The sequence below is a fragment of the Pontixanthobacter gangjinensis genome (genome assembly GCF_009827545.1).
Classification (GTDB): Bacteria; Pseudomonadota; Alphaproteobacteria; order Sphingomonadales; family Sphingomonadaceae; genus Pontixanthobacter; species Pontixanthobacter gangjinensis.
The window spans coordinates 1786835-1806149 of sequence record NZ_WTYS01000001.1 but is presented as its reverse complement, the minus strand read 5'-3'; the positions used below and the strand labels follow the sequence as shown (position 1 = coordinate 1806149).

The 19315-nt window shown below is 54.1% G+C and carries 17 protein-coding genes; 9 read left to right on the top strand and 8 right to left on the bottom strand.

What is annotated here, in order from left to right:
• The first annotated feature begins 55 nt into the window (after nucleotides 1-55).
• The 6 genes from GRI36_RS08490 to lexA all read left to right on the top strand — a co-directional run bounded on the left by GRI36_RS08490 (nucleotide 56) and on the right by lexA (nucleotide 4867).
• On the top strand, nucleotides 56-655 hold the full coding sequence (locus tag GRI36_RS08490) for an anthranilate synthase component II (protein ID WP_160598065.1): 600 nt from the start codon (nucleotides 56-58) through the stop codon (nucleotides 653-655).
• Nucleotides 652-1644, top strand: a complete 993-nt coding sequence (gene trpD, locus GRI36_RS08485) for an anthranilate phosphoribosyltransferase (RefSeq protein WP_160598064.1) — start codon at nucleotides 652-654, stop codon at nucleotides 1642-1644. The genes GRI36_RS08490 and trpD overlap by 4 nt, the downstream gene beginning before the upstream one ends.
• Nucleotides 1641-2426, top strand: a complete 786-nt coding sequence (trpC, locus tag GRI36_RS08480) for an indole-3-glycerol phosphate synthase TrpC (protein WP_160598063.1) — start codon at nucleotides 1641-1643, stop codon at nucleotides 2424-2426. Before trpD ends, trpC begins: the two co-directional genes overlap by 4 nt.
• Nucleotides 2423-2896, top strand: a complete 474-nt coding sequence (moaC, locus tag GRI36_RS08475) for a cyclic pyranopterin monophosphate synthase MoaC (protein ID WP_160598062.1) — start codon at nucleotides 2423-2425, stop codon at nucleotides 2894-2896. Before trpC ends, moaC begins: the two co-directional genes overlap by 4 nt.
• A complete protein-coding gene (locus GRI36_RS08470; protein WP_160598061.1) occupies nucleotides 2893-4083 on the top strand; it encodes a molybdopterin molybdotransferase MoeA in 1191 nt (396 codons plus the stop codon). The genes moaC and GRI36_RS08470 overlap by 4 nt, the downstream gene beginning before the upstream one ends.
• A gap of 82 nt (nucleotides 4084-4165) precedes the next feature.
• The gene (gene lexA, locus GRI36_RS08465) at nucleotides 4166-4867 is read left to right on the top strand and encodes a transcriptional repressor LexA (protein WP_160598060.1); all 702 of its coding nucleotides are present in this window, start codon (nucleotides 4166-4168) and stop codon (nucleotides 4865-4867) included.
• Nucleotides 4868-4921: 54 nt separating this feature from the next.
• Here lexA and GRI36_RS08460 read toward each other — a convergent pair whose 3' ends face one another.
• Entirely contained in the window at nucleotides 4922-7129 is a 2208-nt protein-coding gene (locus tag GRI36_RS08460) for a ComEC/Rec2 family competence protein (protein WP_235902206.1), read from the bottom strand.
• A 23-nt stretch (nucleotides 7130-7152) separates the two neighbouring features.
• Here GRI36_RS08460 and gltX point away from each other — a divergent pair, with 23 nt between their 5' ends.
• Together gltX and GRI36_RS08450 are read left to right on the top strand one after the other, a co-directional pair.
• Nucleotides 7153-8580, top strand: coding sequence for a glutamate--tRNA ligase (gene gltX / locus GRI36_RS08455; protein ID WP_160598059.1), 1428 nt, complete (start codon nucleotides 7153-7155; stop codon nucleotides 8578-8580).
• Nucleotides 8581-8612: 32 nt separating this feature from the next.
• Nucleotides 8613-9899, top strand: a complete 1287-nt coding sequence (locus GRI36_RS08450) for a citrate synthase (RefSeq protein WP_160598058.1) — start codon at nucleotides 8613-8615, stop codon at nucleotides 9897-9899.
• A gap of 15 nt (nucleotides 9900-9914) precedes the next feature.
• Here GRI36_RS08450 and GRI36_RS08445 read toward each other — a convergent pair whose 3' ends face one another.
• The 4 genes from GRI36_RS08445 to GRI36_RS08430 form a co-directional block, all read right to left on the bottom strand.
• Nucleotides 9915-11294: a sensor histidine kinase gene (locus tag GRI36_RS08445; protein ID WP_160598057.1), complete on the bottom strand. Its 1380-nt coding sequence runs from the start codon at nucleotides 11292-11294 to the stop codon at nucleotides 9915-9917.
• A 4-nt stretch (nucleotides 11295-11298) separates the two neighbouring features.
• Complete coding sequence (locus tag GRI36_RS08440) at nucleotides 11299-12246, bottom strand: hypothetical protein (protein WP_160598056.1); 948 nt, start codon at nucleotides 12244-12246, stop codon at nucleotides 11299-11301.
• Nucleotides 12247-12284: 38 nt separating this feature from the next.
• Entirely contained in the window at nucleotides 12285-13496 is a 1212-nt protein-coding gene (locus GRI36_RS08435) for a hypothetical protein (protein ID WP_160598055.1), read from the bottom strand.
• A gap of 69 nt (nucleotides 13497-13565) precedes the next feature.
• Entirely contained in the window at nucleotides 13566-13874 is a 309-nt protein-coding gene (locus GRI36_RS08430; protein ID WP_160598054.1) for an Hpt domain-containing protein, read from the bottom strand.
• Nucleotides 13875-13946: 72 nt separating this feature from the next.
• Here GRI36_RS08430 and GRI36_RS08425 point away from each other — a divergent pair, with 72 nt between their 5' ends.
• The gene (locus tag GRI36_RS08425; RefSeq protein WP_160598053.1) at nucleotides 13947-16577 is read left to right on the top strand and encodes a coiled-coil domain-containing protein; all 2631 of its coding nucleotides are present in this window, start codon (nucleotides 13947-13949) and stop codon (nucleotides 16575-16577) included.
• Between the two features lie 11 nt (nucleotides 16578-16588).
• On the opposite strand, the gene GRI36_RS08420 is transcribed toward GRI36_RS08425, so the two are convergent.
• From GRI36_RS08420 to GRI36_RS08410, 3 genes are read right to left on the bottom strand one after another with little or no spacing between them, the layout of a single operon-like run.
• Nucleotides 16589-16870, bottom strand: a complete 282-nt coding sequence (locus GRI36_RS08420) for a DUF1467 family protein (RefSeq protein ID WP_160598052.1) — start codon at nucleotides 16868-16870, stop codon at nucleotides 16589-16591.
• Between the two features lie 7 nt (nucleotides 16871-16877).
• Nucleotides 16878-18521: a ribonuclease J gene (locus GRI36_RS08415; RefSeq protein ID WP_328598367.1), complete on the bottom strand. Its 1644-nt coding sequence runs from the start codon at nucleotides 18519-18521 to the stop codon at nucleotides 16878-16880.
• Entirely contained in the window at nucleotides 18518-19306 is a 789-nt protein-coding gene (locus tag GRI36_RS08410) for a type III pantothenate kinase (protein ID WP_160598051.1), read from the bottom strand. The genes GRI36_RS08415 and GRI36_RS08410 overlap by 4 nt, the downstream gene beginning before the upstream one ends.
• Between the last annotated feature and the right edge of the window lie 9 nt (nucleotides 19307-19315).

The following is a 19315-nucleotide window of genomic DNA, read 5'->3' as shown; positions in this document are numbered from 1 at the left end:
CCGAAGAACTTTCCTTGCTTGATTACAGGCGGCTATGCAGCAAAGGCTTCCGTCCATGATCCTCGTCATCGACAATTATGACAGCTTTACCTTCAATCTGGTCCATTATCTGATGGAACTGGGCGCGGATGTTCAGGTCCACCGCAACGATACAATTACTGTGGAACAGGCAATGGATAGCGGCGCTGCTGGCTATTTAATCTCGCCTGGTCCTTGCACACCGAATGAAGCCGGTATTAGCCTGGCACTGGTTGCCGCCTGCGCCAGTGCAGGCAAGCCTTTGCTTGGCGTTTGCCTGGGCCATCAATCGATTGGCCAGCATTTTGGCGGTAACGTGGTGAGAGGCGGATTGATGCATGGTAAGACATCGTCCGTCAGACATGATGGCACTGGAGTGTTCGCAGGCCTGCCCTCCCCCTACACCGCAACCCGGTATCATTCGTTGATAGTTGAAAATATCCCCGAGGTTTTAGCGGTGAACGCGACAAGCGAGACGCCTGGGCTCGAGGGCGAGGCGGTCATGGGTTTTCGCCACATACACTTACCTATTCACGGTGTGCAATTTCATCCTGAAAGTATCGCAACCGAACATGGCCACGCTTTGCTGGCCAATTTCCTGACCCTTTGCGGCATAACGCCGAAGGAATTGCCATGAATTCCCTTCCCGCAGCAGATGCCCATTTTAGCGAAGCCGAAGCCGAAAACATCTTCGGCGTATTGCTGGATGGCGAAACATCCGACGAAGAAATTGCGCGATTTTTGACCGATTTGTCCGATCGCGGCGAGACCGGCCAGGAAATTGCTGGCGCCGCTAGAGCTTTACGTGCGCGCCTGATACCGATCGCCGCACCTGATAATGCTATTGATGTATGCGGCACAGGCGGCGATGGGCACCATACTTTGAATGTCTCGACTGCTGTGTCTTTGGTAGTTGCAGCCGCAGGAATTCCGGTTGCAAAACACGGCAACCGTGCAGCCTCCTCAAAATCGGGCGCAGCCGACACCTTGGAGGCGCTTGGTCTTGATATGAATGCTGCCGGACATTCGGCAGAGAAGACACTCGCTGAACTTGGGATTTGCTTTTTGTTCGCCAAGAACCACCACCCTGCGATGGGCCGTATCCAGCCAATCCGTCAGCAATTGGGTCGCCGAACAATCTTCAATCTGATGGGGCCGCTGTCCAACCCTGCAGGTGTGAAGTCCCAGTTAATTGGTATCGCTCGCCCTGCTTATGTGCCGATATACGCCGCAGCGAAGGCAGCGCTTGGAACTACCCGTACGATGATTGTGTCGGGTGACGAGGGACTAGACGAATTGAGCATGGCCGGCGGCAACGAGGTCGCAGACGTGCAAGGCAACGATTTCGAAATGAAGCGCGTTGACGCATCAGCAGCGCAATTGCCACATTCGCCGGTCGAAGCTATTCGCGGGGACGATGCAGTCCACAATGCCGCCGCCCTCAGGGCGCTGCTAGCGGGTAATCCAGGACCTTACCGGGATGCGGTTGTTTTTAATGCCGCTGCATCCTTTATCGTCGCGGGCAAAGTTTCCGATTGGCTGGACGGTGCCGATCTTGCGCGTGAGTCGCTTGACTCAGGCAAAGCACAGGCTTTGCTCCATAATTGGATTGCGATGGCACAATGAACAAGCTGGAAGAAATTTGCGAAACCAAGCGCGGCGAAGTCGCTGCACGTAAGGCGCTCATGTCTTTGGCCGAGCTCGAAAAAATGGCAAAGGCGCAAACCGCTCCTCGCGGGTTCCGAGCGGCGTTAGAGGTGAAGGCCACTAGCGGGTTCGCGCTGATTGCTGAGATCAAGAAAGCCTCGCCTTCGAAGGGCCTTATTAGAGCAGACTTTCGCCCAACAGAACATGCAATTGCCTATGAACGTGGAGGCGCAACGTGCCTATCTGTGCTGACCGACGCCCCTTACTTTCAGGGCCATGAGGATTTTTTGATCGAGGCCAGAGCCGCATGTAGCCTTCCGGTCCTGCGAAAAGACTTCATGGTGGATCCGTGGCAGGTGGCCGAATGCCGCGCCTATGGGGCTGATGCGATATTGATTATCGTGGCAGCGCTTAGCGATAACCAAATGATTGAAATAGAAAAAGCCGCGCTTGAGCTGGGTATGGACGCCTTGGTGGAAGTCCACGATGAGGGCGAAATGGAACGCGCGGCGCGCCTCCAGTCCCGGCTGATTGGAGTCAACAATCGCGATCTCAAGAGGTTTGTCACAGATTTGGCCGTAACAGAACGACTTGCGCCACTTGCGCCAACAGGCAGCTTACTAGTTGGCGAAAGTGGCATTTCACATAATGAAGACTGCCAGCGCCTTTCCCGCAGCGGAGTACAGTGCTTCCTCGTTGGCGAGAGCCTTATGCGTCAGGATGATGTAGCTTCAGCAACCAAAGCCTTGCTGAACGGATGAGTAAATTGACCCATCTTAACGAGGGCGGCGCAGCAAGAATGGTAGACGTTGGCGATAAACCGCAAACCAACCGCTCGGCAACAGCGACCGGATTCATCCGGATGAACCCTGAGACACTTGGCGCAATTCGAGCGGGTGATGCCCCAAAGGGTGACGTGCTGGGAACAGCCCGAATTGCTGGGATAATGGCAGCCAAAAAGACCGGCGAACTGATCCCGCTATGTCACCCGCTCGGGCTCGATTCAGTCCAGATCGATATTGTGTTAGAGGATGATGGCGTTCGTGTAACCTCCACAGCATCGCTGGTGGGCAAAACTGGCATAGAAATGGAAGCTTTAACAGCCACTTCGGTTGCGCTCTTGACAATCTATGACATGGCCAAGGCGCTGGAGAAAGGCATGGTTATAGAGAGCGTTAGACTCGTCAAGAAAACCGGGGGCAAATCCGGCGATTGGCTCGCGAATTTGTGAGCGAATTACTGCCTCTCGAAACCGCTCAACAGCGGCTCTTCGATATGGCGCTGCCAATGGCCGCTGAACCGATCGAGACCCGCCTCGCAAGCGGGCGCTACCTTGCAGAAAATATCAATGCAGCACGCACTCAACCTGCACATGACCTTTCGTCATTGGATGGTTATGCAATTTCAGGCGACGGACCATGGAGAGTAATCGGCGAGAGCCGTGCCGGATCGCCTTTCGATGGCTCAATCGAGGCTAATCAGGCAGTTCGAATTTCAACCGGCGCATGGATCCCGCATGGATCCGACAGGGTGCTGATTCAAGAAAATGCCGCTCTAAGCGATGGCGAACTCACAATCACCTGCGACCCTCCCGAAGCTGGCCAGTATATACGGAGGGCTGGCTTCGACTTCAGCTATGGCGACCAAGTTTTGCAAAAGGGCACTTTAATGGGCGCGCCCCAAATCGCGTTAGCACTGTCCGCCGGTCACAACACAATCCAAATATCACGCCGCCCCCGCGTCGCATTGATTGAATGTGGTGATGAATTGGCAAAGTCTGCTAACGAATGCGCTACAAATCAAATCCCGGCGAGCAACAATGCGATGATCGCCGCACTCGCCGAACCACTAGTTTCGGAAATCAACCTCATTGGGCCAGTGGCCGACACAATGGAGGAAATGATCGCAGCGTTAGATGCCGCGGGCTCGGCGGAAATCATCGTGACCAGTGGTGGCGCATCGGTGGGTGACCATGATTTGGTACGGCCTGCGTTGGAGGAATGGGGCGCGGAAATCGACTTTTGGAAAATTGCTATCAAACCGGGCAAGCCTCTGCTCGTCGCACGCAAAAACAAACAGATGATAATCGGTTTGCCGGGCAACCCTGTGTCGAGCTACGTTACCGCATTCCTATTTCTTCTACCTTTATTGCGCCAATTTGCGGGCGCTACTACGGCGAAACCATCCGGCCATTCTGCACGCATTACAGCGGATATCGCGCCGGGCGGGACGAGGCGGGAATTTCTTCGTGCAATCTGGGATGGCAACAGCATTTGCCCCATCGATGAGCAGGACAGCAGCGCGCTCCTCGCCCTCTCCCGTGCCAACGCTCTGATCGAACGCCCTGAACATTGCCGTAGGACGAAAGCGGGAACGGATGTTCCGTTTTACTTGCTCCAAAATGGCGGAATCGCTTGACCTTACGGATTTAGTTGCCTACTTGTTCCTCATTCGTTCGCAAGCATGCGGATGGAATCGAAGGCGACTAAGGAGCCCCGCCATGCTGACAGCAAAGCAGCACGAACTCATTCGTTTTATCCAGCAAAAATTGGAAGAAACCGGCATTTCTCCCTCCTTCGAGGAAATGAAGGCCGCGCTAGATTTGAAGAGCAAGTCCGGCGTTCACCGCCTTATATCAGCGCTGGAAGAACGCGGCTTTATCCGGCGCTTACCCAATCGTGCCAGGGCGCTTGAGGTACTGAAGAACCCTGAAGACGTCTTGCCCGGTGCAACTGGCAAATCGGCTGCAAATGATAGCGGTGGTAATGTGGTTGATTTGGCAGTGGCTTCACCTCGCCAACAACCACGTGCGGCGAATGATGTGATTGATATTCCTTTGCATGGCCGCATCGCTGCTGGCGCTCCTATCGAGGCGTTCGAAGATCATAGTACCCTGCCTGTGCCCGCCGCTTTGCTAGGCCCAGGTGATCATTACGCGTTGGAAGTTTCGGGCGATTCGATGATCGACGCTGGCATTTTTGATGGTGATTTCGCACTTGTGAAACGGACCAATACCGCTCGAGATGGAGAGATCGTAGTCGCGCTGGTCAATAACGAAGAAGCAACGCTCAAATATCTGCATCGCGATCAGGGAATGGTTAGGCTGGAACCAGCCAACACCGCTCATTCGCCGCAGCTTTATCAATCTGGTCAGGTGGAAGTTCAGGGTAAGCTCGCAGGGTTGCTTCGCCGGTATCACTGATCGGTTTGTTGTTAACCTTCGGACAGAGATCGACAACTGATTGTGCGAGGGAAGCTAGTCCGCCTCTCCTCGCCACCAACCATGCCGGCCCATCGAATCGGAAACCTTGTCAATCCGCTCATTGGCCAGGTTGATCGACAGGCCTCCACTTGCCTTCAGATAGTTTTTGTCTGCCTTCAGCCACTTCGGTTTGCAGGACCAGGGCAAATAGCGGTCGGCGACGACAATGTCAGCGCGATCACAGGCAGCTGCCAAGGCTCTTTCGTCAACTCGATTGTTGCTGCGCGCCATCATGATGTGCCAGTTCCTGCCCCCACGATCTAACGTCACGACGCAAAAATCCCGATTGCAGTCTGCACCCTCCCAATTGGAAAGCGGTACCGGATTTCCGCCCATGCCGGCAATCTCAAGCAGATTGTCGCGGGCATAGCTGCTCCGGCTCTCGCGCAAGACAATCAACTCGTCGCCCTCCCCGGCTATCCCGACATGACGTCCATCGCTGGAAATCAGCAAATCAGGCGCTGGTTTTAACAGGAACAGAACGGCGGTGAAAATCGAAAGTCCAAACCCGAATAATCGAACCCGCCCCTTCCACAGTCCGAGCCACAATCCCCCTGCGACAAACAAGGCGAACAACCCACTGCCCATATCGGGCATCAACTTCACCGCGCCGGGCTGTTCTGCGGTGAAATGGGCGATTCCAATTAAAAGGTCGAGAGATTTTCCTGTCAGCCACCAAGCTGGCGAACCCAAGCCGAATAGGTCGAGGAAGAGCGACACGGCTATGAGCGGCATCGAGGCGAAAGTCGTTAAAGGTATGCCAATCACATTTGCAAAAGCACCATAAACGCCAGCTCGGTGAAAATGGAAAAGGACAATCGGCATCAGGGCAATTTCGATGACAAAGCCAGTAACCAGCAACATGGTAATGCGCCGCGCGCTTCGGGTGAGCCAGCTCTCCTCACGAGGTGCCAAAAACGCTTGGACTAGCGCTGTATTATGTAACGCAACAATCGATAAGACCGCCGCAAAGCTCAATTGAAAACTCGGACCAACTAAAGATTCCGGCCACAATAAAAGCACGAACATTGCCGCGACAGCGATCATCCTCAAAGACAAAGCATCTCGGCCGAGTCCTAGGGCAATCAAGACCAATATTGCGCCTACGCAACTGCGCACCGTCGGCACCTCTGCCCCGGTAAGCAGAGTATAGCCAACCCCCGTCAGCGCAGCAATCGCAGCTGCGGCAAGAGGCAGCCGGACCCGCAGCACCAGCCACGGCCACAGCGCCAAAATTTTGAGAGAGAGCAGATAGGCTGCCCCGATCACCGCACTGACGTGCAACCCGCTGATGGAAAGTAGATGCGTCAGTCCCGCATCGCGCATCGCTTCCTCGTCAGCGTTGGAAATCCCGCCCCTGTCCCCGCTTGCCAAGGCGGATGCTATCGCTCCTGCTGAGCCGCCCAGATGGCTGCGGACATGGGCCGACAGGCGCCTTTGTGTTTCTGCCAACTCGTCCGACTGAGCCGCTGGCTCGGTGATTTCAATATCCCCCAAGACCGATCCGGTTGCGGCATATCCTTTGAACCAAGCAGCTCGTGAAAAGTCATACGCCCCAGGCAGCATTGGCGGTGCAGGTGGCATCAAACGAGCGCGCAATCGGATCGATGCACCCTCGGTCAGGGCAGCGTTATCCTTCACTATTGGTAAGTTCACACGGACTTTGCGAGCTGCGCCGTCTTCGGCATCGCGCATCGCCAAGACAAGCCGCACACGGTCAAGCGCAGGCTGTTCATCGCGTTCCAGAATGCGCGCTTCAAAAATCGAGACTGAAGGACGGTCTATGGCTTCAGCGCCTACAATCTCTGACCGGACCCAAATTGCAATCACGCCGAGCGCAACCATCAAAGCAATCGCAGACACAGCTTGCCTCAATGCGGCGCGGTCATCGCGATCACGCCAGAACGCCTGACCTGCAAGGATTGCGATGGCAGAGCCAATCATCAAAGCAGTCCATTGCCATCGTGTGTCCAAGACGAACCATGCTCCGATCCCACCAGCAAATGCGACCGTTAGCCATGGCCCCTTATCAAACCCGGCATCCGTCAGAAAATCATTCGCCCGGTCCAGAACCACTCGGCGAATACTGGACAAGCCGCCTTTGCTCGGCCAAGGGTGCTGCACTGCAACATCGGCAATCCCGCTCGCCTGAATAGGCTCTTCCCCCATGGGGACTTTCGGATGGCCGGTCGTCATGAACATAGTTGGAAAGGAAACAGTCGGTTATGGCAAGCGATAGCGGAGCAATAAGTGGCACTGTCGTCACTCGTTTTGCCCCATCCCCCACCGGTTTTCTCCATATCGGCGGCGCACGCACAGCGCTGTTCAACTGGCTGTTCGCCAGACATTACGGTGGCAAGGCGCTGCTGCGCATCGAAGACACAGATCACAAGCGGTCATCTCAAGAAGCAATCGACGCGATCTTGGACGGGCTCGATTGGCTTGGCCTCGATTATGATGAAGAGCCGGTTTTCCAGTCGAAGCGCGCAGACCGGCATGCAGAAGTTGCCAATATGCTGCTAGAACATGGCCACGCCTATCGTTGTTATGCCACCACTGAAGATTTAGAGGCAATGCGCGCTGCACAGCGCGAGGCCAAGCAACCTCTTCGTTACGACGGGCGCTGGCGCGATCGTGATCCCTCGGAAGCACCTGAAGGCGTGCCATTCACGGTTCGGATTAAGACACCGACCGAAGGCGGCACAGCAATCAAGGATTTGGTGCAGGGCAAAGTTTCGGTCAGCAATGCTGAAATCGACGATTATATCATCCTGCGTGCGGATGGTACGCCCACCTATATGCTCGCGGCGGTCGTCGACGACCATGACATGGGCTGCACCCACATCATTCGCGGAGATGACCATCTCAACAACGCTTTCCGCCAATTGCCGATATACCGCGCGATGGACGCAATCGAAGGTGGATGGTCAGATCCCACCTATGCCCATATCCCTCTGATTCATGGCAGCGATGGGGCAAAGCTTTCCAAGCGCCATGGCGCTCTTGGAGTGGAAGCCTACCGCGATGAAATGGGCATTTTGCCTGAAGCTCTTTTCAATTACTTGTTGCGGCTCGGCTGGGGTCACGGAGACAAAGAAGAGATCACTCGGGATGAGGCAATAAGCCTGTTCACCCTCGACGGTGTCGGCAAAAGTCCATCACGTTTTGACATCAAGAAGCTCGAAAATCTGAACGGGCATTATTTGCGCGAGGCTGATGATGCCCGGCTAGCCGCGTTGATTGCACCCAAGCTCGATGGTAAGGTCGACATCGGATTGCTGACACAAGCCATGCCTGTTCTCAAAACACGGGCCAAAAACATCGGCGATTTGGTGGCCGGCGCTGCATTCCTGACTGCCAAACGACCGCTTGCGCTGACTGAAAAGGCGGCAAGTTTGCTAACAGACGAAGCCCGCGCAATATTAAGTCGCGTTTCGGGTCAGTTGAAGTCTGAAAATGACTGGACAACCGAGGCGCTCGAAGCCACTACAAAGCAACTTTCCGAGGAACTCGAATTGGGCCTCGGCAAACTGGCGCAGCCAATGCGAGCTGCGCTGACCGGAACGACAACGTCACCCGGGATTTTCGATGTGCTGGTCCTTTTGGGACGAGAGGAATCGCTGGCGCGAATTGACGCCCAAGCAATTTCTTAACAGCATTTTGAACGGGTTTAAGGAGAATTAACTTGGCTGATAAACAGGCGAAACTGGAACTCAACGGACAGAGCTATGATTTCCCCGTGCTCAGTGGCAGCGTGGGGCCAGATGTTGTCGATATTCGTAAGCTTTATGGACAGACCGGAGCTTTCACATTCGACCCTGGATATAAATCCACTGCAAGCTGTGAAAGCGCGCTGACGTATATCGATGGCGACGAAGGTATTTTGCTTCATCGCGGTTACCCAATCGGCCAACTTGCCGAGCACTCCAGCTTCATGGAAGTTGCTCATCTGATGCTCAATGGCGAATTGCCGAGTAAAGACGAACTGGACGATTTTACCTACACGATTACACGGCACACAATGCTGCACGATCAATTGCGTCAATTCTATCAAGGTTTCCGCCGCGATGCGCACCCGATGGCGATCATGTGCGGTGTGGTGGGTGCTCTATCAGCCTTTTACCATGACAGCACGGACATTTCCGACCCTGAGCATCGCAAGATTAGCAGCCACCGCCTAATCGCGAAAATGCCGACGATTGCTGCTTGGGCGTATAAATATTCAATCGGCCAGCCATTCCTGCAGCCAGATAATTCGCTCAGCTACACGGGCAATTTCCTCCGCATGACGTTTGGCGTTCCAGCGGAGGAATATGAGGTTATTCCTGCGGTTGAAAAAGCAATGGACCGGATATTTATCCTCCATGCCGACCATGAGCAGAACGCTTCGACTTCGACCGTTCGCCTTGCTGGTTCTTCGGGTGCCAATCCGTTCGCTTGCACCGCTGCGGGGATCGCATGTTTGTGGGGTCCAGCGCATGGCGGCGCAAACGAGGCTGCGCTCAACATGCTCCGAGAAATCGGGACACCGGATCGTATCCCGCATTATATCGAACGCGCCAAAGACAAGAACGACCCGTTCCGCCTGATGGGATTTGGCCACCGCGTTTATAAAAATTACGATCCGCGTGCGACGGTCATGCAGAAGACGGTGCGTGAAGTGTTCGACGCGCTCAAGGTCAATGATCCGTTGTTTGAAACGGCACTGCAGCTCGAAGAAATGGCGCTCAACGATCCGTACTTCATCGAAAAGAAGCTGTTCCCGAATGTCGATTTCTATTCCGGCGTAATTTTGTCAGCGATCGGCTTCCCGACAACAATGTTTACCGCTTTGTTCGCCCTAGCCCGGACGGTCGGCTGGGTAGCTCAGTGGAACGAAATGATTTCTGATCCGGCTCAGGTTATCGGTCGTCCGCGCCAACTGTATACAGGCCCAACGGAGCGTGATTACATTCCTGTCGACAAACGATAGATCACAGAAAATCGATTAGCCTGCCTTCGCAGGTGGCAAATCAAGTATGAAGCGCGCTCCCTCACCGGGCGCGCTTTTTACTGTCAGTTCCCCGCCCATCGCCCGGGCTATCCGGCGCGAGATATACAATCCCAGCCCGGAACCACCATCACCACTCCGGCCGAGCCGTTCAAATTTTTCAAAAACGACCGACTGTTGATCCTCGCTCAATCCAAGTCCCTCGTCGGTCACTGTCACTTGAGCACCCAAGGGCCCCTGCCCTATCGCGATTGAGACGCTCGAGCCAGCTGGCGAGTACCGGATTGCATTGGTGAGCAGGTTAAGCAGAATTTGCAGGACCCTTCGGAACTCAGCAGTAGCGCTGGTTGCACCATCGTTTTCCAGGATCGAAAGGCTGATGTCTTTTTCCTTGGCCCGTACAGCCAGGATACCGGCCGCCCTGCGTGCGACGTCGACCAGATCAGTCTGATCGGGGGCGGTAGTGAAATTGTCGGATTCCACCACTTCTAAATCTGCCAGATCTTCAATCAGAGACATCAAATGCTGGCCAGCAGAAGCGATGTCAGCAGCGTAGTTGCTATATTCTTCGGCCAACGGCCCGGCCATCTTCGACCGAATTGTCTCGGCATTGGCGATTATCCGCGCGATCGGCTGGCGAAGCACCGGTGATAGATCACGGCCAATAGAGTGCATTGTGGCCGGCTTGGCATCTGGCAGCTTTGCCACGGCCTTCTCCAACAATGTATCTGCGACCAAATAGAGGTCAAAACCAGCGCTTCCTGGCTCGGGCTGCCCCAGAGGGACCAAACTAACCGTCCATTCCCTGTCTGACCCATCTATCTGGCAATTTGCTCCGTCAAGCAGTCGCCAGTGGAGCGGTTGCTCATGGACATTACCCGGGAAGCTGACAAATTCTGTCCAGGGCTTACCGCGTGACTGGCGCATTCGTGCTGTAATATCGGCAAGGTCGCGCGCCTCGCTTTCTACCAGCAAGATATTTTGGCGTGAGTCTAGTCGGGCTGTCAGTTCTGCTGCAGCCTGATCGGCCACAATCTTGCGCCGGTTTGCAACCAGTTCCGTATCATCGGGAAGCGGGTAGGTCTTCCAATTGGCGATTCCAATGAAACAGCCGCCAGCTTCCCTGTTGCTAGGGGTGACTTCGACCCAAGCTGAGATGACTTCTTGCCCATCAAAGGCATTGATTGAACGGGCCAGTTTAAGGTTGGAGGACTGCACTTTGGCGACCAATTCGCGCAATTCTTGAATTGCGATTGCTCCTGGTAATTCGCCCCCGCATCGCTGCTGGAGCGTTGCAAGAGGTTCCTGCGCCTCAAGCAAATTATTGGCGCCGTCGGTAATGGCCCGTGCAATAAAAGATCCGGTAAGTGTGCTCATCTCATTAACCAGCGTTCCGGCTGTCAGTCGTAGCCAACATTTCGGCGGCACGCTCGCTCCGCAGCAATTCAAAACCTTCAGGCATCGCGATTTCCGGATGCACCATGAGGAATTGCTCCTCGACCTCTTGTGGCTTCAGGCCCGATGCCCTGAGGCCAAGCGCAAAGCGGCCAAGTTGACGTTCATTGGTCGACAAAACCGCAATATCGCGGTCCTGCCTCGATCCATAAGCTAACGCGGTGACAAATAATGCCACACCCGCATGGCTCACTGACAATGCTGCGCGCGCGCCTTGCCCCATTCCCGCAACGAGTTTCGACATGAGACCAAGACGGCTCACGCCTTCATCATATATCGAACGCAGCTGCATCTCGGCCCTGGCGGTAACGTCTTCGTCTCCAGCTTCAGCTGTGGTTCGCCAGATTAACACAACCGCGTGAAACAATTCTCCCGGCAGTTCGCAAACCGGCAATTCCATCCGTTGCTGTTGCTGGATAAACCGCGCCTGAGCAGCCAGTGCTGCCATGGCCGCACTGGATATCGCTGCATCATCGGACGATATGAGTGCTTGCAACATTGGTGACAGAACAGGATCGACAGCGCTGCGCCGATGCAGTTTCTCAACCAATTGCCGTTCAACGGTCAATGCGTGACAATGCGAAAGAAATTCCGGGCTGGACATTAGGTCAGCTGCCAGTTCTGCTTGTTTCCGCTGTATGAAATCCACGATCGATTGTTCACCGGCAACTTTGGCTTGTTCTGCCAATAATTGTTTGGCGACGCTTTCAGACATCCCGCGAATTTGCGCGATGATCTCGTCACTGAATAGCGAATTATCCTGACTTATCACTAAATGCCCCAAAATCGGTGCAATCGTGCCTAATACGGCGTCACCATGCGCAAGCTCGTCACGTAGGATAGCCTCTACTGGAATTTCCGTCGTCTGGGTCATGGCAGCCTCATTCATTTCCTGCCTTTAGCGGAGCATGGTTAAGCCTGCGTTAGCCTAGGCCAGTAAAACCACACCAAAACCGATAATAGCGAAAGCGCGGCAAACACCTGCAATAAAATAATAATGTTCCCAAAAATCATCCCGCCGGCCAAAAATAATGACAGTGTCGCCCTATCCGCAAGCAATTCCCGCATATTTTTGCTGAAAATTGTGATTTTTGGCATTTCGATTAACCGGATAAGACCAATCATTATGAATGCCGCGAAAAATGCGTCCGCTGCATGGCGCGACGGGACGCTGACCACGATTAACGCCAACAGCAATAAATCGATTAAAACGGGCCGAAATACGCTCCAGATTGCCCGGGTTCGCGACCGACTGCTGTTGGTCATTAGCATAGACAATAGCGTCCCGCTAAACTGGCCAGCGAAGCCGGCCAGAGCGGTTACAAGCAGACCTGCGACAGAATAAGTAAAATAGGTTAGGGCTGCAGCAACTAACAACAACGTAACTGACACTCCCTCGACAATTCTCGCCGCGCGTTCCGGCCTTGAATGGCGGCGCAAAACAGCGAACGCTGCGCGATCAGCAGCTGCCCTTATTGGCGAGAACAGAGTGGCAGGTGAGCTTGCACCTCGCAGCCATTGCGCTTCGAACCGGTCTGCTTTGTCGTCATTGTCAATCAACATCCACCGGTGATCAAATAACGCTGCCCGATTGATAGGGACAGTCCTGGTTCCCGCCTGCAGCGCAAGCCGCAAGAGTGAGGATTGCGGATCAACATCAAATGGCAAGTCTGCCAATTTTTCAACTAGGCTACCGCTTGCCAGCAATATCCCAGCCCATGCTGTCTCACGATCGACACGTTCAAATCCAAGCGGTACAGCGTCTTCGGCAGGTAAGATCAGAATGTTCCTGCCTTCCCCCATAGCTTCACTTATTAGATCAGGATCGAATGCTAATCCGTCAGCGATGAGCAATATCTCATCCGACGCATTCACTAGCCCCGATAAGGGTCTGATATCTCGTATAATTTGGAATTTTGCGCCGTTCTTTTCAGCTGAGTGCTGCAAGTCGATCAATTCAGATGGAAGATCGTTAGAGATGCAGGCAATCCGTTCGCATCCAGCCTTCAATGCAAAATCTAACTGCCGCTGTAGGACGCTCCGTCCACCGATACGGGCAAAGCCGCGCGGCGTTGGTAATCCGCCTGACATTGTTTCCATGGCTGAAAGAATGGCGACCCGCACCCGAACACTCCTGATGATGAGCGTTGTATCTAGTCGCTGGGCTTAGAAGAGCCAAGTATGCAGCACCCGTCACCCCTTGTTTGTCGTGAAATCTTTGTAGAATGCTTCTAGGCTGCGGATCACAGCACGGTCACCAGGCACAGTTTCGATCGCCTTTTCGGCAAGACTGATAAGCTCATCGGCATGGAAACTGGCGGCTAGGCCCTTGAGCCGCTGGGCTGCCATAACCCAATTTCCATCGCAACGTGAACGCTTTAGCAGGTCAATCTGCCGCTCAAGGCTCTCGGCAAAGGCGCTGCGCAATTCTGCCATCAGTACGGCATCTTCGCCCGCTGCCGCCGCTAAAGTCGCATCAAGACTGCCATTTTCATATAACATAGCGAGGGGTAATATGCGTGCTAAGGTTAAGATTGCCTTTAACCTTTCAGAAAAACTGATAGATTCCTCTCCATGACCGGCGGAAATAAGATCAGGGCTGTTGGCCCAAGCGACGCGCAAGACGCACCATTAGACATTACTTCAGAGGAGGATGTGGCGTCGTTCCTGCCTGACGAAGGCCTTGACCCCGAAGCGACGGAAGAGTGGGAATACGAGGAACAATCAAGCCGGAGCTTCGGCTGGATCCTGCCAAGCTTGGCGATTTCGACTGCCCTTGGCTGGACCGGCTTTTTTGGCTGGGCGTATCAAACAGAAATATTGGCTGGCGGGACCCCTCAGCAATGGGCCGGCTGGATCACTTCCTGGGCTGTTCCCCCACTGCTTATCGTCGCTTTATGGCTTCTGACTATGCGTAACAGCAAACGGGAGGCACAAAGGTTTGGCGCTATTGCAAACACGCTGTCGCAAGAATCCGCCTTGCTTGAGGGTCGTCTGACCACAGTCAATCGGGAGCTGAGCCTTGCACGCGAGTTCCTTGGCTCGCAATCGCGTGAGCTCGAATCGCTGGGCCGTGTTGCTACGGACCGCTTGACCGAGCACGCTGGCAATCTGCAATCGCTAATCTACGCCAATGGCGAGCAAATTGATGCAATTGCCAATGTTAGCGGCACTGCCCTGGAAAATATGAGTAGGCTTCGTGACGACCTCCCGGTTTTAGCAAATTCGGCCAAGGATGTATCGAACCAGATCGGCACCGCAGGGCGAACTGCACATGCGCAAATTGCAGAACTCATTTCCGGCTTCGGGCGACTGAATGACTTCGGAAAGGCAAGCGAGTCGCAAGTTGAATCAATCCAATCCAAGATAGAGACTTCACTCACCAGTTTCGCGGCGCAAGCTGACGCAATGGAGCAGCTTACCGAAACAAGGTTCAATACGCTCATGGACAGGAACGAGGCCTTTCGTAATGATCTCGACAGCCGGGAAGTCGAACTGCTCGCAGCGATCCGACGGCGCGCTGAGGCGCTCGAAACTGAGTTCGCCCAGACACGTGGTAATCTTGAGCAGGAAGAAGAAGAGGCGCTCCGTTCACTGAGAGCGCGTCTTTCCGGCCTTCGCGACGAGACAGGTGTAATCGGAAACTCGGTTCGCGAGACTGAAGAACAGGCACTGGAAGCGTGGAAGGCTCAAACCGTCTCGCTAAAACAGCAATTGGTCGAAGCAATTGAAGAAATTTCAAGGATCGACGAACAGGCTTTGACGGCAGCCAACACAAAGCTGGAGGCATTTCGCGTCGAAGCTGACGCCGTCGATGCCGCAATATTGGAACGTACCGCTCAACTCTTCAAAAGGGTGGAGTCCTTCCGCACAATTATGGCGCAGAATGAAACTGCTTCCTTATCCGAATTGGCCGAACGGTTCGAAAAATTCGACACCGAGATTGTCGCTCGGCGTCAGGAACATATTGTCGGAACCGAAGCGCTTGCCCAACATGGAGAAGCGATTGCCTACCGAATGGGCAGCTTGCGCACGACGATTGAGGACATCTCTGAGCTAAGCACAAAAACACAATCTTCGATGTCCAATCAAGCCGAGGAATTGGCTGTCAGTTTGGAAAAAAGCCTGGAGGCTATCGAGGGCACCGACTCTGCGGTTAATGAACTGACACAAGCCAGCGTTCGTTTGCTGGAGCTAATCCAGGCAAGCGCCCAGCATAGTGCGGTCGATTTGACAGAAGCCTTAAGCCTCGCGGAAGCCCGATTGATGGAGGTCCGCGGGCAAGCAGAAGGTCTGGGCTCGATTATCTTACAAGCGAGTGAGAATACCGAACAGCTCTCCGAATACGTGTTGAAAGCGCAAGATACTGGTCGTGAATCAATTGCTGATGTTGACGGGCTACGCGCGCGCATCTCGGCTTCAAATGCTGAAACTCATGAAGCGATAGGCCTTATTCGGAATGATTTGGCCGGACTAAACGAACAGTCGGAATTTCTTTCCTCGCATGCGCAAAAGCAATTGAGAAATGCCATTGAGGCGCTTGAACAGGCAGCTCAGAATGCACCGGCCACAATCGAGAAAGCGCTCAGCGAAAAGATAAACGATATTTCGGCCAGCATGGGCGCCACGACCAGTCAAATTCTCAATGACGCCCTAGAAAGCGCGGCAAATAATTCAATCACGCGGATTGAAGAGAGCGCTGCTAAAGCAAGCAGCGCCGGCCGTGACACCACGATCCAATTGCGAGACCAGTTATCCAAAGTGAACGAGTTGACCGCCAATTTGGAAAGCCGCGTAGCGAGGGCCCGCGAGCGAGCTGAAGAGCAAGTTGGGAATGACTTCGCGCGCCGAATGGCGCTTATTACAGAGAGCCTCAATTCAAACGCCATTGATATTGCAAAGGCAATGTCCGCAGACGTGACAGATACAGCCTGGGCTTCCTACCTTCGCGGGGACCGTGGTATTTTCACCCGCCGCGCAGTTCGGTTGCTCGACAACACCGAGGCTCGTGACATTGCGGAAATCTATGACGCCGAGCCTGAATTCCGGGAGAATGTCAGCCGTTATATCCATGATTTCGAAGCAATGCTTCGCAGCATGCTTTCGACACGCGATGGTAACGCATTAGGAGTGACATTACTCAGTTCGGATATGGGCAAGCTTTATGTTGCGCTCGCCCAGTCGATTGAACGGTTACGCGACTAACCAGCTGAACTTCAGCTCGGTTCGGCTAGCAAATCTTCTGCTAAATTGATGGTATCCGCCCCCACCCAGCCATAAATGTAATTTAGTACGTAAATGCCAGTAAGGACTGCGGCGATTATCGATGCACGCATTACCAATTTCCCCGGTTGGAAATTGGCGGGGGCGCTATCCGCTTGCCCGGGAATCTTAGCAATGCCGGCCTCGTCATGCGTCTTGATGCCGAACGGCAATGAAACAAACGCGGTCATGATCCAAACGAGAGCATAGATGGCAATTATCGAGGTGATGTTCATTATAATATCATCCAGTCAACATGACTTTTACATGCGGCTTCTTTCCGCTCCATCGCTGTGCAGCCCTGCGAGTTGCTAAGCGAGCAGCTTCTGCGATGGCACCGGAATCCTTACGCGCTGGCCCCTTAAGGCGCTTCAAAGCGGTCGTAATGTCCGACTTTGCTTCTGCCAGAAAATCGGGATAATCTTCATCCAACGGCAGACCGATGCTTTCAATATTCGCATTGCCCTTCGGATCAAGAGCGACAACCACCGCACCATTTTGTGCGATCCGGCGCCGCATAACAATGGATTCGCCATCGGCAGGCACAATCAGATCGCCATCGAGCACGAGCCGCCCGGACCGAACCTTGGCCAAATGCGAGGGCTTTCCTGGCGCAAGGCGAACAATATCGCCGTTTTGCTGGAAGATATTCTCCGGGATTCCGGCGGCCTGCCCTACCCGAACTTGTTCCTGCATGTGGCGGATTTCACCATGCACTGGCACCAAAATTTCAGGACGAATCCAGCTGTACATTGCCTCAAGTTCGGGCCGCCCTGGATGGCCGGAAACGTGGATCGGGCTCTGCCTGTCGGTCACCATCACAATGCCGCGCTCGGCCAGCTTGTTCTGGATTTTACCAATTTGAATTTCATTGCCCGGTATTTGACGGCTCGAAAATAGGACGACATCGCCGCGCACCAGATCAAGTTTGTGGTTCTGGTCAGCAATTCTGCCAAGCGCCGCACGCGGCTCGCCCTGACCACCTGTAGCGATTATGAGCACATCTCCCCGCGGCATCCCCATGGCCGTGTCAAAATCAACTGGATCGGGGAAATCGCCGAGATAACCACTCTGCTGCGACACTTCCAGAATTCGGTCCAACGACCGCCCAGCAACACAAACCGTCCGGCCATGCGCCTTGGCCACTTCACCAAGGGTATGAAGGCGAGCAACGTTGGAAGCGAAGGTGGTTACTAGAACACGCTTGCCCTTATGCCGCCCAACTTCATCGAGCAAAGCCTGATAGACCGCGCCTTCCGACCCGCTTGGGTTAGGGTTGAACACGTTGGTTGAATCGCAAACCATGGCGAGCACACCTTCGTCGCCGAGGGCGGTGAGCTCTTTTTCGGTCGTCGGTTCGCCAATAATCGGGTCTTCGTCCAGCTTCCAATCACCAGTATGGAAAATTCGCCCGTGCGGCGTGTCGATCACCAAGCCGTTACCCTCGGCAATCGAATGCGCAAGGGGAAGATAACTAATATCAAAAGGTCCAACGGGGAAGCTGTCAAAACCTTCTATAACGTTGAGTTCAACCTCACCAACCAAACCGGCTTCCTGCAACTTCCGGCGAATCAGCTCGGCTGTGAAAGGCGTTGCATAAAGAGGGACGCCAAGGTCAGCGGCAAAATATGGTACCGCGCCGATATGGTCTTCGTGCGCGTGAGTAAGGACAATTCCGACAAGGTCGTCAGCCCGTTCCTCGATAAATTCGAGGTCAGCGAACACTAAATCGACACCTGGATATTCATTGCCAGAGAATGTCATCCCCAGATCGACCATTAGCCATTTGCCGTTACAGCCATAGAGGTTGACGTTCATCCCGATTTCCCCCGAACCGCCAAGGGCAAGAAACAGAAGTTCGTTTTCGGGAGTAAAGTTCTTTTTCACTTTATAGCCTTTGCAGTGGCGCGCTGCGCCAGAATTCCCAGACCCTGAATGGTCAAATCATTATCAACGACGTCGAATATTTGCGTGTGATCGTCAAACAAGACCGCGAGGCCGCCAGTCGCAACGACTTTCGCTGGCCGCCCGATTTCCTCGCGCATTTTACCTATTAAACCTTCCATCATGGCCACGTAGCCCCAGAAGACACCGATCAACATTTGGTCCTCTGTGTTACGCCCGATGACGCTCTTTGTTTCTGGCGCTCGGATGGCGATGCGCGGAAGCTTCGCGGTCTTGCCCACAAGAGCATCGAGCGAGAGGTTTATGCCCGGTGCAATGATCCCGCCTTTATAGGTGCCATTGAAATCGAGAGCTTCGAACTTTGTTGCTGTCCCGAAATCAACAACGATCAGATCTCCGGAATATTTAGCATGCGCTGCAACGCAATTCAGCGCGCGGTCTGCACCCAAAGAGTTCGGATTATCGACATCAATTTCAAAGCCCCAAGCTGCTTGCCCCTGCCCGGCGACCAATGGGGTGATACCAAAATATTTCTGCGACAAAACGGTCAGATTATGGTCCGCGCGGGGAACTACTGACGCGAAGATTATCTGAGTGATGTCCTTGGGTGTAAATCTCTCAAGTTGCATCAGTTGAATCAGCCAAACAGCATATTCGTCACCCGTCCTACGCGGATCGGTCGCTATCCTCCAGCGTGCCTTGATCGTTTCCCCATCGAACAGAGCGAATACGACATTGGTGTTCCCGACATCAGCGACGAGCAGCATAATTATTCC